Origin of the sequence: Schlesneria paludicola DSM 18645, from assembly GCF_000255655.1 — a bacterium.
GTDB lineage: Bacteria > Planctomycetota > Planctomycetia > Planctomycetales > Planctomycetaceae > Schlesneria > Schlesneria paludicola.
In genome coordinates, this window is the sequence record NZ_JH636435.1 from 3,211,024 (window position 1) to 3,225,627 (window position 14,604).

The window sequence follows — 14,604 nt, forward strand, 5'->3', positions numbered from 1 at the left end:
TGGACGACCACAACCTGAGCAGATCGGGCGACTGTTTCGGCGGCTCTGAATACTGACCTCGATCGCCAAATCGTCTCCTTTCCCGCAAAATGCGATGGTTCCATAGACAAATGACTTGTGTTTCTCGACGTGGTTGAGGATCGTTTTCAATTGCATCCTGTGTGTCCCGGTGACGTTTTAAGTGTGGTAACTCAAATCGTAACCGCTGGATCACAGGATGCATTCCTTCTATCAAAGGATTCGCTCAGCCCCTTCCGCCATCGCCTTCGCATCGCCCTCACACCTGCAGTGGCGATCGAAGGCGATGGCGGAAGGGGCGACACCCTTTTGCCGAACCTGAGCGCAGCTCATCTTCAAACGATCCTTACTCACCCACAGAAACTGGTGACGAACCAAATATTCTTACTACAATCAATAATCTCACATGAACTTGTTTCTTCAATCTCTGAAGCGCAATTAATTTCAAGCCGAGAAAATCCGTCTAGCAATATTGGAGTAGAACTTACTGTGCTTTATGGGGTACCGATCTGACATGAAGCACGAATTTGACGAGCTATAGAGCCTCATCATGATCGTTGGAATCATTGCAAGATGTGCATCAGCCTTACCGCCTTGAACTCGCAGATACCGGCCAGATTCGTCCAGCAACGCCAAAAGAGTTGGATCGTCTTTCACTGCATTAACGAGGCCGGTATGTGATGCGAACGCCTCCGCAATGGAGTTCGGCGCGCTGCATCGAATCAGGATCTCTTTTGCAACCTGTCGCGAGTGCTCTTTGCCCGAACTGGTTCCAGCCAGTCCAACGAAAAACACGTTCGCACGCGCCCCCCTGCTCGTCACGAACCTTTTTTGGGCAACTACAACATGCCGTTCAGATCCCCATCGCCTTCAACTTTGAGCGGGCCGCGCGTGACCGCGTCAAAATCTCGTCCGGCGTTTCGACAGGCTTCGATCTTTGGCTGATCCGATCTTCGGAATTCAGTCGTGTCAGAAACCGAGCAATCGCTTCGGTCGACGTTCGACGCTTACCACCCACAAGGACGGACTCCAGCACGATCCCACGTGAGCCGCGCGTGGCGTGGCGGTAAAGCGTCTGTCGGGAGATCTTGCCGCCAGGGAATTCATCGGCGGCACAGGAAATCGAAACCAGATTCTCATTCAACATACGACGGTCGCATCCTCGATGGGACTCGACTGGCTCGATACCCGAGCAGAGCGTTGACGTGACCAAGCAAATGAGGAACGCAGATCCCGCTGGCTTGGTTGCGGGTTTCAGAGGATCGCGGTTTGACAGTTCGGGCGTGAATGTGACAACTCGCGACAGAAAAGTGAATAGTCTCGTTTCAAGCAATGCCATTAGTGATTAACCCGTAAAGATTAACGTTTTTTGACAACATGCAATTCCGCAAATCAAGAGCGATTGCGTCTGAAACTCACTTCAAGCCTTGCTGGGCGGTGACGGTTCAGGCGGAATGGCCAAGTGCGCGCGATTTTCCAGCCCCCACCCAGCCCGATCAGCCCAAATCCGGTATACCGGATTGTGGTCGAAATACTGTCGTAAGTCGTTATTTCTCGTGACAAAATGTTACAGATTGCCACAAGACCCGATTTCAGATAAACTCTACAAAATAGGTGCTTTCGACGGCGAATTTGCCTATTTTGAACGAAGCCAGGATGGCTAAGTTCGTTTTTGCAAGGATGCTATCGATGAGCGCTTCATTTGTACGCTCGGTCGTTCCGTATACGCACGTCGAACAACTGCGTGAGGCGCGGGCGATCCTTGGTCTTGAGGGCGAGGCCCTGATCGAGCTCTCGCGGAAACTCGATTCCCGCATTTGTGATGCGTTGACGCTGCTTTCCAATTGTCGTGGCTGCGTGATCGTCACCGGCATCGGCAAGGCCGGGCTGATCGGTCAGAAGATCGCGGCCACCCTGTCTTCGACCGGCACGCGAGCCTACTTTCTGCATCCGACAGAAGCCTTGCACGGCGACCTGGGCTGCGTGGGCTGTGACGATGTCTGGCTGATGTTTTCGAACAGCGGCGAAACCGAAGAACTGACTCGATTGTTGCCCATCATCCGGAATCGTGAACAGCCCATCATTGCGATTACGGCCTGCGACACGAGCACGCTGGGAACCCAGGCTGATGTGACAATTTGCATGGGTCGACTGATTGAGGCGGGTGCTCACGGGTTAGCTCCTTCGACCAGTACGACGGTCATGCTGGCGCTCGGCGATGCACTGGCGCTCGTACTCAGCCAAATGAAGCAATTCACACCTCAGCAATTTGCCGCGTTTCATCCCGGGGGAAGCCTGGGACGCCGACTGGCCTCGGTGCAGGACGTCATGCGTCCTCTGGATCAGGTTCGCGTCGCGCACGAATCAGCCACCATTCGCGAAGTCTTCGTGAAAAAATCACTTCCAGGTCGACGCACAGGAGCAGTCATCCTGATCGACGACGAGGGCCGATTGGCGGGGTTGTTCACCGACAGCGATCTGGCTCGCCTGCTGGAACAACGACGCGACGATCAGATTGATCGCCCCATTTCGGAAGTCATGACGCAGCAACCACTGACGGTTGGTCCGCATGCAATTCTGGAAGAAGCGTTGCAGGTGCTCGGCGCGAAGCATGTCAGCGAATTGCCGGTCATTGATGACGAACGGCGTCCTCTGGGAATGGTCGATATTACCGACGTGGTCGGACTGGCCAAAGACTCGAAGCCGAGTTAACGCAATACCGCACTGACGCCGAACCCGCCTTTGTCATCACTGGTTCATCATGTTTCAACGATTGGTCTTTACGCTTGCGACCGCAGTCAGCCTGACCGGGCTGTACGCGCTGTATACGCTCGCGATGCGACCGATTGTCGTCATTCCGATTGCTCCCGAGCAGAACATCGAAAATCACGAGCGAGCCGAGGATGAACTGCCCTCGGACACCAATCGCGTCGCGGAATCCTACCTGCCGCGAAAGAAGTGGGCCGCAAACGCGCAGCATACTTTGCGCGTCGATCAGGCCTACATCTACACGGACGATTGGAAGCCCGATGAAGAGAACAGCAAGAAGATTCAATTCAGTCCTTTTGCCATGGTCTGGTTAACGACGGGCGAAGACGGCAAAGAAGCCGCGTATTCGATTTCGAGCGATTCGGCGCAACTGGAATTCGCCTCGAATCTCGATATCAAATCCGTTTCCACAACGCCGGGACGAGTCGTCCGCGCAAGACTGATCGGGGATGTCAATATCTTGGGCCCGAACGGACTCGAGATCAATGGACGTGGCTTCATCTTCGATGAAGAATCGCTGATGCTTCAGACGTTTAATCCCGTCACGTTTCGCTTCCAGTCGAACGAAGGTTCGGCCAGCCGCATGGAGATGAAGCTGATTGCCGGGGAAGGCAAGCCAACATTGGATCGTCCCCACATCAGCGGGGTCGAGTCGATCCGGTTGATTGCCGCCCCCAACGGAAATTCTCCCAAAAACCACCTCGTCAGCTTGAAGGTTTTTCTCCCGCCGGAACAGGCACAGTACTCGCCGGTAATCATTCGCTGCGCCAGCGACATGGTCTATTCCTTCAGAACGAACACGGCCGTCTTAAGCAAAGACGTGCGTGCCTGGAGCGTGAAAAAGAAATCCGCGGAAGAAATGCGGGACAAGCGAGATCGGCCAGACAATTGGCTGACGTGCGAAACACTGACCATGAAGTTTCGTCCTCGCAAATCGCCCGTCGTCAACAACTCGGGAAAAAGTGAGCCGGACGTATTCATCGCCCCGACCAGCGATCCCGGCTATCAAAAACCAGAAACGGATCTGGAGTTCAATTCGTTCTCGGCCGAAGGCCCGCTGGTGATCGTGAATTCGACGTCGCAGGGGGTTCAAGCCAAGATGACTTCCCTGAGCTACAATGCGGACGCTCGAATCGTCGCCATGACATCCCTCAACAGCCAAAGGGCTGTGGAAGTCCAGCGTAAAGACTCGAGATTGCTTTCCCCAGAAATCGAGGCCCGTCTCAGTGAAGCGAACGAATTAGAATCACTGGTTTGCCTCGGCGCAGGAAAATTGGAGTTCTTCGACGAGAATACGTTGCACCCCACGATGACCGCCAACTGGGAAAAACGGCTGCGCAAGTCGTTCGACCCTGCTACGCAGTTTGATCTGATCGAACTCGATGAGAAGGCCCAGTTCGTTCAGTATGGAGAGAGATTCGGGCTGGGTGCAGAACAAATCAAAATCTGGCTCGCCCCGATCAAGATGGGCATCGCGTCGATGAACGCGAATCAGAACCAATCCTCCACGATGCCCAATCCGGAACCCAAACGGATGTTTGCCACTGGCGATGTTGCACTACGTCATCCGCAGATGGAACTGAATACGCGAGAATTGGATGTGATTTTTGACGAACCGGTCCGAGCATCCTCCGCGCGGCGCGATCGAGAATCTCGTAATCAACTGCGACTCGCAGGTTTCACCGCCAAGCGTTCTGAGATAGCGAAGAGAAATCCCCCGCCACGAGCCGCTCCAACAACCGCCCCCAATCGTGGACCATACCGACAGGCCTTTGCGAACGTCCCCATCGAAAGTGATCGTTCACTAGGTCCGGCCGTCGACATTCCATTCGATTCCGCAACCATTCCAGCACCCCCAAGGGCGACCACCAAGAAAAACAACTTCGATAGCCAGGAACCGTGGGAAGTCTCGGCGGATCGCATCGAAGGTCACGTCAGGCTGATTCCTGGTACACAGAAATTCGAGCATCTCGTAGTCCATTGCAGCGGCAAAGATGTTCAAGTCGCGAGAAAAAGCGAGTCATCAAATGAAAAGCCACTGAGGATCATCGGTCAGCAGATCGAATTGGAAGCCGAATCGGAACAGAATGTCATCGCGCATGTCCTTGGCGAACCAGCACAAATTGCGGACGAACGATTCACAATCGAAGGTCACGACATCCACTTGGACCGAGCTGCAAACCTGGCACGCGTCGAGGGCAAGGGGCGATTGTGGCTACCTGTTCCCGCCGATGCCAAGCTTCCCGGACTCGACGATGCGACTTCGCGCGAACTGGAAGTCCGCTGGAAGGAATCCATGAAATTCGATGGACTCAATGCGCGATTCTATGGCACGATCGTGGCAAAACTGGGTTTCGCCAAAATGCACTGCGAACAAATGGGCGTCCAACTGACCAAACGTCTTTCCTTTCAAGACGCACAACTCGAATCCACTCCCGAGATCAACTTAATCCGCTGCCAGGACAAGGTCTGGTTTGAACACGCGATCTATGCCAAGAACAAACAGACGGATGTCTTCCGCGGCGATGTCGGCGAGTTTGTTTTGCGACTGGCCACCGGTGCGGTCGAAGCCACGGGCCCCGGTAACGTTTATGCCTGGCGCCGCAAACAAATCGATAGCGGAATTTCGGCTCGAGAGACCATCCAGGCGAACCGGCCTATTCCGACCGAGGTCACGACCTGGGACTACACCCACGTCAAATTCAATGGTCAGCTCATGGGAACATTCAGCGGACTCAATCAGGGCGAATCCAATCGCCAGAGCGTCACAATCGAGGAACGCGTTGAAGTCACGTACGGCCCTGTGGAATCACCGAACGAGCGTGTCGATCCGGATCACCTGCCTTCGATGGCCGGCAACATGCACTGCCATCGCCTGGAAGTCATTAATCGGGAAGGAGCGGATCGCTCGAGCACCAAGAATCTGGAACTGATCGGACGAGGCAACGCCGAAGTCGAAGGACAGGTGAACGGCCAGAGTTTTACTGCGTCTGCGGACGAAATCATTTATGACGGCTCCAAAGGCTTCTTCATTCTCCGCGCGCGGGGTCGGCAGAATGCACGCGTGACGGGGATCGGCGCCGGACGTCAAGGCGGTCAGGGCCAGGAAATTCACTTCAACCCCGATCCCAAACATCAGATTCTGCGCGTCGACCGGGCCTCATCAGGCCAGATTTCGCAGTAACGAAATCTCGCAGTACGCCGAGTCGCCGGCATGGCTCGACAACCTCTTTGTCGTCGTCTACCGTCGCAGGCGGTATGATCAGCCGAGTCGCTCGCTGGCCCGGGTTTCAACACCGCTTTCCATAAGTGCTGCCATGAACCAATCGTTTCAACATCACCTTGATCAGCAACTGAACGAAATCCGCAAAGCCGGAACATACAAACAAGAACGCGTGATCTCGACGCCGCAAGGTACGCTGATCCGTGTGGGCGATGGCCGTCCCGTGCTGAACTTGTGTGCCAACAATTATTTGGGCCTGGCGCAGCATCCTGCGATTCGCGCCGCGGCGCAGCGGGGGCTTGATCAGTGGGGATACGGACTGGCGTCGGTTCGGTTCATCTGCGGAACACAGGTCCTTCACAAGCAGCTTGAAGATCAGTTGTCCGCGTTTTTGGGCACCGAGGACACGATCCTGTATGGATCGTGCTTTGACGCCAATGGCGGACTGTTCGAAACGCTGCTGGGTGCAGAAGACGCCGTGATTTCCGATGAATTGAATCACGCCAGCATCATCGATGGCGTGCGGCTGTGTAAGTCACAGCGTTACCGATACAAGAACAACGACATGACCGACCTGGAGGCGCGACTTCAGGAAGCCGCCGCCGCAAAGGCACGTTTCAAATTGATTGCCACTGACGGCGTATTTTCGATGGATGGTACGATCGCAAATCTGCCTGCGATCTGCGAATTGGCCGACAAGTACGATGCGCTCGTCATGGTTGACGACTCGCACGCCGTCGGCTTCACGGGCCCGACCGGCCGCGGAACCCACGAACTGCACGGCGTGATCGATCGCATCGATCTGCTGACGGGAACGCTCGGCAAGGCGTTGGGCGGTGCGAGTGGCGGTTATACCAGTGGACGCAAAAGTATCATCGAGTTTCTGCGCCAACGCTCGCGTCCCTATTTGTTTTCCAACACCCTCGCCCCCATGATTGCGGCCGGTTCCGTGGAAGCCCTCAAATTGCTGACGCAATCCACCGAACTACGTGACAAACTGGCAGAAAACACGGCCTTCTTCCGCGCGGAGATGACCAGTCGCGGCTTCACCATTCCCGCCGGGACTCATCCCATCGCGCCGGTCATGCTGGGCGACGCCGCACTCGCCACGAAAGCCGCCGAATTGATGCTGGCCAAGGGAGTTTACGTGATCGGGTTCAGCTACCCTGTTGTCCCGCTGGGCAAGGCCCGCATTCGCACACAGGTCTCCGCCGCGCACTCCCGCGAGGACCTTGAATTTGCCGTCAAATGCTTTACCGAAGTCAAAAATGAACTTGGCTTGTGATTCGTCTACAAACGCGATTCGTCAGATTACCACGCAGAGCCACTCCCTATGCTGAAACATCGTTTGCTACACCCCGAGATTACCGAAGTTCTGGCACGAGCCGGACATCACGCGAAAGTGTTGATCGCGGACGGAAACTATCCCGCTTCGACAGCGATTGGCCCCAATGCGCGGCTGGTCAGCCTGAACCTCGCTCCCGGACTGGTCACGGTGTCACAAGTCCTGGAAACGTTGCTCACCGCCATTCCCGTCGACGAGATCAACACAATGGGAATCCCGTCCGACGATCCGTACGCCCTGAAGGGAGATCCCCCCGCCTGGACGGACTATCGCCGAATCGTTTCGGCCGCGGGACTCGATGTGAAACTGACTCCGATCGACAAGTGGCAGTTCTATGACGCGGTCGCCTCACGCGATCACGTCCTGACGATTCAGACCGCCGATCAGCAGTTGTGGGCCAACGTCCTACTGACGCTGGGCTGCCGCACGGACTGACCATTTTCGAATCTCTCTCAGCAAAGACTCGGCATCCCATGAAAAAAGCGGCGACAGCACCGGATTCGGTGCGATACTGGTTGTTCAAATCCGAGCCATCGGCTTTTTCGATTGAGCATCTGGCGAAGGCAAAAAAGCAGACCGCCCCCTGGGATGGTGTCCGCAATTATCAGGCACGGAATTTTCTTCGCGACGATGTGAAAGTCGGCGATCGTGTCCTGTTCTATCACAGTCGCGAAGAACCACTGGGGGTGTTCGGAACGATGTCCGTCGTAAGAGCTGGCTATCCCGATCACACGGCGTTTGATCCTGAAAGCAAATACTACGATCCCTCCAGCAAGGCCGATCAGCCGCGCTGGATTATGGTGGATGTGAAACTGGTACAAACGTTCCCTGAACCGGTCACTCGCGACATGCTCGCCGAAGACGCGGTCACCTCAAAGATGCTGGTCATGAAACGTGGAATGCGGCTGTCGATTCAACCCGTCACTGCAGAAGAATGGCAAGCCGTACACCGACTGGCTGGTGTGAAAGATTTGATTGAAGTGAAGTGATGTGATGGTTGGAGTTTTGTTCTCGCGTTTTCTCGTCTCGAACAGGAGGGCGACCTGATGAAAAACCCTACGTGGACATTTCTGCCGTAAGAAGCGTTCCCAAACGGGAGTTTGGGAACGAGGGAAAAACGAGGAAATCCATAGGAGTTTGCGAACGAGCGAATCCCCGTGTCGTGACCGTTTATCACACTCGATCAGGCCATTGAGCAATGACAGACAAACCAATCGATCCCGCAGCCGCACAGTCGACGATCACGGCTCGCGGTGGCTGGTCGTCGGACTTCACCACACGGACGAGCGCCCCTCCGGTCTACATGACGACGGCATTCGACATCGAATCGCTTGAGCAACTCGATTCGGTCGTCGGGGGACAGGAAAAGGGATACATCTACACCCGTGATGGAAACCCGAATCACGAAGCGTTCGCGAGCGATGTCGCCCAACTGGAGGGCGCGGAATCGGGAGTCGTGACCGCATCGGGAATGGGCGCTCTGACAGCGGTCTTGATGGCCATGGTCAAGTCGGGTGACCATGTCTTGGCCGCACGCGTCCTCTACGGCCGAACGGGGCAATTGCTGAACCATTTGGCGAATTCGTTCGGCCTTCAGGTCACGTACTTCGATTTGGATGACCTGGCCGCATTGAAAGCGGCAATCACCTCCAAAACAAAACTGTGCATCGTCGAGTCGATCTCGAATCCACTGCTCGAAGTCGCAGATCTGCCTGAGATTGTCGGGATCCTGGGCGCGATCCCGCTGCTCGTCGACAATACCTTCGCCACCCCCTGTCTGCTCAAGCCGATCGAACATGGCGCAACACTGGTTTGGCATAGCGTCTCGAAGTACTTGAACGGACATGGCGACGTGATGGCGGGCGTTGTCGTCGGCCCCGACAGCCTGATGCGACGAATCCGCGCCATGTCGAGTCTTTACGGCGTGAACGCGAATCCCTTCGAAAGCTGGCTCGCCAATCGCGGGTTACGGACGCTGCCCCTTCGTATGGCGCGCGTGTCGCAAACGGCAAACAGCGTGGCACAGTTCCTGTCGGCACAACCGCAAGTCTCACGCGTGATCTATCCTGGGCTCGCCGATCACCCGCACTACGAGCGGGCTCGTCGCCTCTTACCCGACGGTTGCAGCGGCATGCTCGCGTTCGACTTACCCGGTGGACGCGGTGCTGTTGACTGCCTGTTCCGGACCCTGAGTGATCGAATCCCGTTTTCGCCGACGCTGGCAGACGCCCGCACGACACTTTCGTATCCCACGGGAACGTCGCACAAATTCATGACGACGGCCGAACGCGCGGCATGCGGGATCACCGACGGTCTGGTACGCCTTTCGATCGGCCTGGAAGATCCCGCCGATCTTCAGCGCGAACTGGGCGAGGCACTCGCGAAACTGATCTGAATCGATCATAAATCAGATGACATTGATGAACAGCGTCTGTCATCTGGATCGGTCATCCCTGTAGAAAGAACCTGCTCATGCGATCTTTTGGACTTCTCGCGTTGCTGGTGCTGACATGCGGCACAATTCACGCGGCCGATTTTCCCCGCGAAAAGCTCAGCGATGATGATTTTCAGACGCTGTTCGACGGCAAATCCATCACCGGATGGCATGTGAGCACTCAAACCGGCCACAGTCACGCTAGCATGCACACCAGCGGTGGCCGCTGGAAGCTCGAAGATGGTGCGATCGTGGGATCTCAGGACATTCCCGGCAATGGCGGAATCATCCTGACCGACAAGCAGTTCGGAAACTTCGAAGTGATCGTCGAGATGAAGAACGATTTTGGGCCTGATAGCGGACTGTTCCTTCGCAGCAATGAACGCGGTCAGGCTTACCAGTACATGATCGACTACCATGACAACGGGAATCTCGCCGGGATTTATGGCGAAGGCCTGTCGGGCGGAATTCACCATCGCAACTTTGATTTCCTTGATGCGGTTACCAAGATCAAGACGAAGGATTCGCTGATCCCCTGCCCGATCAAACCAGCCGATTGGCCGGAATTCTGGAAGCATGGCGAATGGAACGAACTGCGAGCCAGGATCGAGCACAATCCTCCGAAGATCACAACCTGGATCAATCGCGTCCGATTCATGGAATTCACCGACACTGAAAAACGCCACGCCGATACTGGCAGCATCGCACTGCAGGTACACGGCGGCGGGGACTACACAAAACAGTTCGTCCGCTACCGGAACGTTCGTGTCAAAGAATTGAAGTAGTTGCCGCGAACGCATCGCCTTACATGTGTGCAAGCAATTTGGTCGCTGTCCGGGTTCATCGAATTCGCACAGCGACCCTTTTCATGGCACTCAGACATTTTTCACAATCAATTATGCCACAATATGTTACATCACGAACGCCACAGTATCCGCATCTTCACAATCGTTGCCCGTTCCTGCGAATCCTTCAACGTGCGCGAGTCCTGTTGACACATTTCGGCAGTTTCTGCCATACCTCGCTTTTTGATTCGATTGATTCTGAACGATCGCGGGCCATTCCAACCGGATCAGAAACATTTTGTGAATTGATGCCGTCGACCACCAGGGAATCATCAAAGCGAAATTGACACGTCGAGAACGTCGCGACGAGCGGGCCAACGAGCCTGGGTGCGATGTGCGAAGACTTGTCTGGTCAAAGCACCTGGGCCACCCGGCGGAGCCGCTGGCCTACGAACGTCGATCACAACGAAGTGGCCGCGAACAGGACGCAACGTCCGATACGATGCAGGGAAGCAACTATGAATTGGCGATCGATCCTTGTTTGTAGCATCAGTCTTGTTTGTAGTTTGCAGGTCCTTGATGCGCAAACCACGAAGAAGTCTGATGCGCTGACAATTGATGCGTTGAAAGAAACAATCAAACGGGAAAAAACCAGCAGCGAATATCCGGCCGCCATCCGTGACGAGGTCATCAAATATCTAGAGCCGGCCATCGAGCGTCTGGAGATTGCCGACGAGCATCTCGCGAAAGCCAAAGGTTTTGAAAGTCGTGTGCAGGTCTTAAGTGACGCATTGCGGGCGACCCAAAAAAAACTTGCGGAATCGCCCACTGCTGCTGATCCATCGATCGCCCAGGTTGCCGATCTGGATGAACTTCAACATCTCGTCGATTTGCGAGTCCAGCAACTTGATGACTTGGAAAATGGACTTCGCAAGCAGATTTCTGAACTGGAGGAACAAGCGGAACAGCGGCGGGTACGACCCGAGGAACTGGTCAAGGAAATGACCGAGGTTGACGATCGTCTTCAGGAGATCGAAGCCGAACGCAGCGAGCTTGCCGCATCCAGTGACCCACCACGGGTGATCTGGGCTCATCGCATCTTTCTTCAAGCACGCCGACAGCGTGCCGAGAGTGAACGGCGAGCCATGCAGGCCGAATCAATCTGGCTGCAATCGAACGAAGCGTCCGATCTCTTGCAGGTCCAGCAAGAACTGGCAGCCAAATCGCTGGCATTGAAGACAAGCGAGTTGGATGTCCTGCAAAAGGAACTTGCCAAACGACGCGGAGACGAAGCAGATCAGCGCGTTCAACATGCCGAAAAAATGCTCAACAAGGTCGGTCCCGAGTTAAAGTTACTCGCGGAAGAGAATGTGACATTCGCCAAAGAACAACGTGACGTCACAGTCAAATTGCGCGAAATTGAAAGCGGACGTGAAGCCACTTTCGCAGCGCTGGATGATCTCAAGAAGGAGTTCTCGCGAACCCAGAAAATGGTCGCGGACGTGGGCCTGACCGACTCCATCGGCCTGTTATTGCGCCAGCAACGCGCCAAACTGCGAAACACGCGCACGATGAAGGCGAATTTGGCTCGACGTACCGAGGTCGTTCGCGAAGTGCGAATGCGGCTTTTCCAACTCGACGCGGATCAGGCGGCGCTGCTCGATCTGGATGCCGCCGTCGTGAAGCATACGGAGGAATTCGAGCTACACAAAGACGATGACTTGAAAGCGGCCGGACTGCGTGAGCTTCTCGTCGAACAACGCCAGCTCTGCAAGGGACTGGATGCCGACTACAACAAGTATTTCAAGCAGTTGATCGAACTCGATAACGTCGAACGTGGATTGCTGGATTTGACCAGAAACTATGCTGACTACGTCGATGAGCGAGTCCTTTGGATTCGAACGGGTCCTGTCTTCGGCCGAGATCATCTCGCCAAGACGTTGCCGGCATTCAAGTGGATTTCGGATTCCAAAACCTGGAAACCGGTGCTTGATACCGTCTCAATGGACATCTACCTGAACCCGGTTCTCTGGTCGGCGTTCGCGGCATTCGTCTGCCTTTGGATTGTGTTCGGCACGGTCTTGAAGAATGCACTGCAGCGCCACGGGCAATTGTCCTCCGAAATCGTCTGCCGCGATCTGACACCGACTTTGAAAGCGGTTTCACTGACCATGCTGATGGCGTGCTGCTGGCCCAGCCTGTTCCTGTTTTGTGGCTGGCGACTGGATCACAGCCTTTCCACGACGCCGTTTGTCCATGCCCTGGCACAGGGACTTCAACGCGCTGCGACGTTCTTGTTTCCACTGGAAGTCCTGCGGGTCGTATGCATCCGCAGCGGACTGGGCGAACGCCATTTCGATTGGCCGATGAATCTGGTTCATCGATGGCGGCGAAACCTGAATTGGTTTCTTCCCATCGGCGTGGTTGCCATCGGACTGATTGGACTGGTCGAAGGAACGTCGAACGAACATCGGCTGGACTCGTTCGGACGCCTGGTATTTCTCGCGTTCGCGGCCCTGTCGGCCATCTTCAGCCTGCTGACCGTTCGTCGCGTACGAACCCGTGTCACAACCTCGGAAGGTGTCGCAGTCAGCGATACCGATCTCTGGTCCGATCGATTCTGGCGATTCGCCCCTGTCTTCGCGATCGGTGCCTGCCTGGGATTATTGACGTTGGGTGTCACCGGCTACTTCTACACGGCCTTGCAACTGACTTGGCGCATGCAGCAAACGGCTTGGTTTGTCGTGGGATTGATTCTGGTGCGGTCGGTGATCCGCCGATGGATTGCACTTGAACGTCGCCGGATGGCCGTCCTTCAGGAAGAAGAACTGCAGTCACTGACCGAGGCCAGTCACGAACCGGGCAATGCTGGGCACAACGCATTCTTGTTTCCGCGCTGGAACTGGCCAGACTTCCGCCTGAACCTGACTCAAATCGTCAATCAGATGCGAAGGTTGCTCGACACTGGCCTGATCACGCTGGCCGTGATTGGAATGTGGATCGTCTGGTCGGATGTCACACCCGCGTTGAACATTTTTGATCGCGTCACACTTTGGCAAACGACCATTCAGGAAACACGATCCGTCAAAGACCCCAAAGACCCGGAACTGCCTCCGGTGACACAGACCGTGCAGCGACTCAAACCAGTCACCGCCGCGGACTTGGGACTAGCGGCCTTGATTGTTGCCATCGCCGTTGTGGCCGGCCGAAACATTCCCGGTCTCGTCGAAGTGATTCTGCTCGAGCACCTTTCCGTGGATGCGGGCATCCGCTTCGCCGCCACATGCCTGGTGCGGTATGCCATCTTCATCACGGGCGTTTCGTGCGCCTTCGCACAAATCAGCATCGGGTGGAGCAACGTCCAGTGGCTGGTCGCAGCGGCATCGGTGGGTCTTGGCTTTGGCCTTCAGGAAATCTTTGGCAACTTTGTGTCGGGCATCATTCTGCTGTTCGAACGTCCGATGCGTGTCGGTGACGTCATTACGATCAGTGACACCACGGGGACGGTTTCGCGGATCCGCTTCCGGGCGACAACAATCGTGGATGGCGACCGCAAAGAGTTGATCGTCCCCAATAAAGAATTTATCACAGGTCGGCTACTGAACTGGACGCTGAGTGACCGCGTAAATCGAGTCGGCGTGAAAGTCGTCGTCGCCCAGGATAACGATCCACAGCGCGTCCGACGTTTGCTGCTGGATATCGCATCGCAGCAGCCGCAACTGCTGAAAGACCCGGCCCCGTCCGCCGCCCTGGAAGACTTGAACGGCGGGCTAACGTTCACCGTGCGTGGCTTCTTACCGTCACTTGAAGGACGGGCGACCACGATTCACGAGCTGTGCACGACGATTCATTCGCGATTCAAAGCGGAAGGGATCGAGATGTCTTGGCCGACCAGCGAAGTCTTCGTTCATATGGAACCCCATGAAGCGCATGCCCCAATTCCATCCAGCCCGCATCAGCCGCCAGGTGGAACGCCGCTGAAGCAACTGCAACCCGACTTCAGCAGTGCCTTTCGGCGTGCATAATGATC

The 14,604-nt window shown here is 55.6% G+C and carries 9 protein-coding genes; 8 read left to right on the forward strand and 1 reads right to left on the reverse strand.

The window, feature by feature from the left end; genetic code table 11:
- Nucleotides 1–871: 871 nt before the first annotated feature.
- Complete coding sequence (locus OSO_RS51080; RefSeq protein ID WP_157605571.1) at nucleotides 872–1,165, reverse strand: DUF1580 domain-containing protein; 294 nt, start codon at nucleotides 1,163–1,165, stop codon at nucleotides 872–874.
- 542 nt (nucleotides 1,166–1,707) lie between these two features.
- Here OSO_RS51080 and OSO_RS0131880 point away from each other — a divergent pair.
- The 8 genes from OSO_RS0131880 (at nucleotide 1,708) to OSO_RS0131925 (ending at nucleotide 14,599) form a co-directional block, all read left to right on the forward strand.
- The gene (locus OSO_RS0131880) at nucleotides 1,708–2,730 is read left to right on the forward strand and encodes a KpsF/GutQ family sugar-phosphate isomerase (RefSeq protein ID WP_010586960.1); all 1,023 of its coding nucleotides are present in this window, start codon (nucleotides 1,708–1,710) and stop codon (nucleotides 2,728–2,730) included.
- A 49-nt stretch (nucleotides 2,731–2,779) separates the two neighbouring features.
- Nucleotides 2,780–5,971, forward strand: coding sequence for a hypothetical protein (locus OSO_RS0131885; RefSeq protein WP_010586961.1), 3,192 nt, complete (start codon nucleotides 2,780–2,782; stop codon nucleotides 5,969–5,971).
- A 133-nt stretch (nucleotides 5,972–6,104) separates the two neighbouring features.
- Complete coding sequence (locus tag OSO_RS0131890; protein WP_010586962.1) at nucleotides 6,105–7,295, forward strand: glycine C-acetyltransferase; 1,191 nt, start codon at nucleotides 6,105–6,107, stop codon at nucleotides 7,293–7,295.
- A gap of 48 nt (nucleotides 7,296–7,343) precedes the next feature.
- Nucleotides 7,344–7,790, forward strand: a complete 447-nt coding sequence (locus OSO_RS0131895; RefSeq protein WP_010586963.1) for an RbsD/FucU family protein — start codon at nucleotides 7,344–7,346, stop codon at nucleotides 7,788–7,790.
- Between the two features lie 68 nt (nucleotides 7,791–7,858).
- Complete coding sequence (locus OSO_RS0131900; RefSeq protein WP_029247695.1) at nucleotides 7,859–8,344, forward strand: EVE domain-containing protein; 486 nt, start codon at nucleotides 7,859–7,861, stop codon at nucleotides 8,342–8,344.
- Nucleotides 8,345–8,553: 209 nt separating this feature from the next.
- Nucleotides 8,554–9,750 carry a trans-sulfuration enzyme family protein gene (locus tag OSO_RS0131905; RefSeq protein WP_010586965.1) on the forward strand — a complete coding sequence of 399 codons (1,197 nt, stop codon included), beginning with the start codon at nucleotides 8,554–8,556 and terminating at the stop codon, nucleotides 9,748–9,750.
- A gap of 77 nt (nucleotides 9,751–9,827) precedes the next feature.
- Nucleotides 9,828–10,574 (forward strand): 3-keto-disaccharide hydrolase, encoded by a 747-nt coding sequence (locus OSO_RS0131910; protein ID WP_010586966.1) that lies wholly within the window; start codon nucleotides 9,828–9,830, stop codon nucleotides 10,572–10,574.
- 518 nt (nucleotides 10,575–11,092) lie between these two features.
- On the forward strand, nucleotides 11,093–14,599 hold the full coding sequence (locus tag OSO_RS0131925; protein ID WP_010586969.1) for a mechanosensitive ion channel domain-containing protein: 3,507 nt from the start codon (nucleotides 11,093–11,095) through the stop codon (nucleotides 14,597–14,599).
- Nucleotides 14,600–14,604 lie beyond the last annotated feature (5 nt).

Bases quoted from the DNA above. Each gene is read 5' to 3' on its own strand.
- OSO_RS51080 (WP_157605571.1), bottom strand. From the start codon at position 1,165: ATGTTGAATGAGAATCTGGTTTCGATTTCCTGTGCCGCCGATGAATTC.
- OSO_RS0131880 (WP_010586960.1), top strand. From the start codon at position 1,708: ATGAGCGCTTCATTTGTACGCTCGGTCGTTCCGTATACGCACGTCGAA.
- OSO_RS0131885 (WP_010586961.1), top strand. From the start codon at position 2,780: ATGTTTCAACGATTGGTCTTTACGCTTGCGACCGCAGTCAGCCTGACC.
- OSO_RS0131890 (WP_010586962.1), top strand. From the start codon at position 6,105: ATGAACCAATCGTTTCAACATCACCTTGATCAGCAACTGAACGAAATC.
- OSO_RS0131895 (WP_010586963.1), top strand. From the start codon at position 7,344: ATGCTGAAACATCGTTTGCTACACCCCGAGATTACCGAAGTTCTGGCA.
- OSO_RS0131905 (WP_010586965.1), top strand. From the start codon at position 8,554: ATGACAGACAAACCAATCGATCCCGCAGCCGCACAGTCGACGATCACG.
- OSO_RS0131910 (WP_010586966.1), top strand. From the start codon at position 9,828: ATGCGATCTTTTGGACTTCTCGCGTTGCTGGTGCTGACATGCGGCACA.
- OSO_RS0131925 (WP_010586969.1), top strand. From the start codon at position 11,093: ATGAATTGGCGATCGATCCTTGTTTGTAGCATCAGTCTTGTTTGTAGT.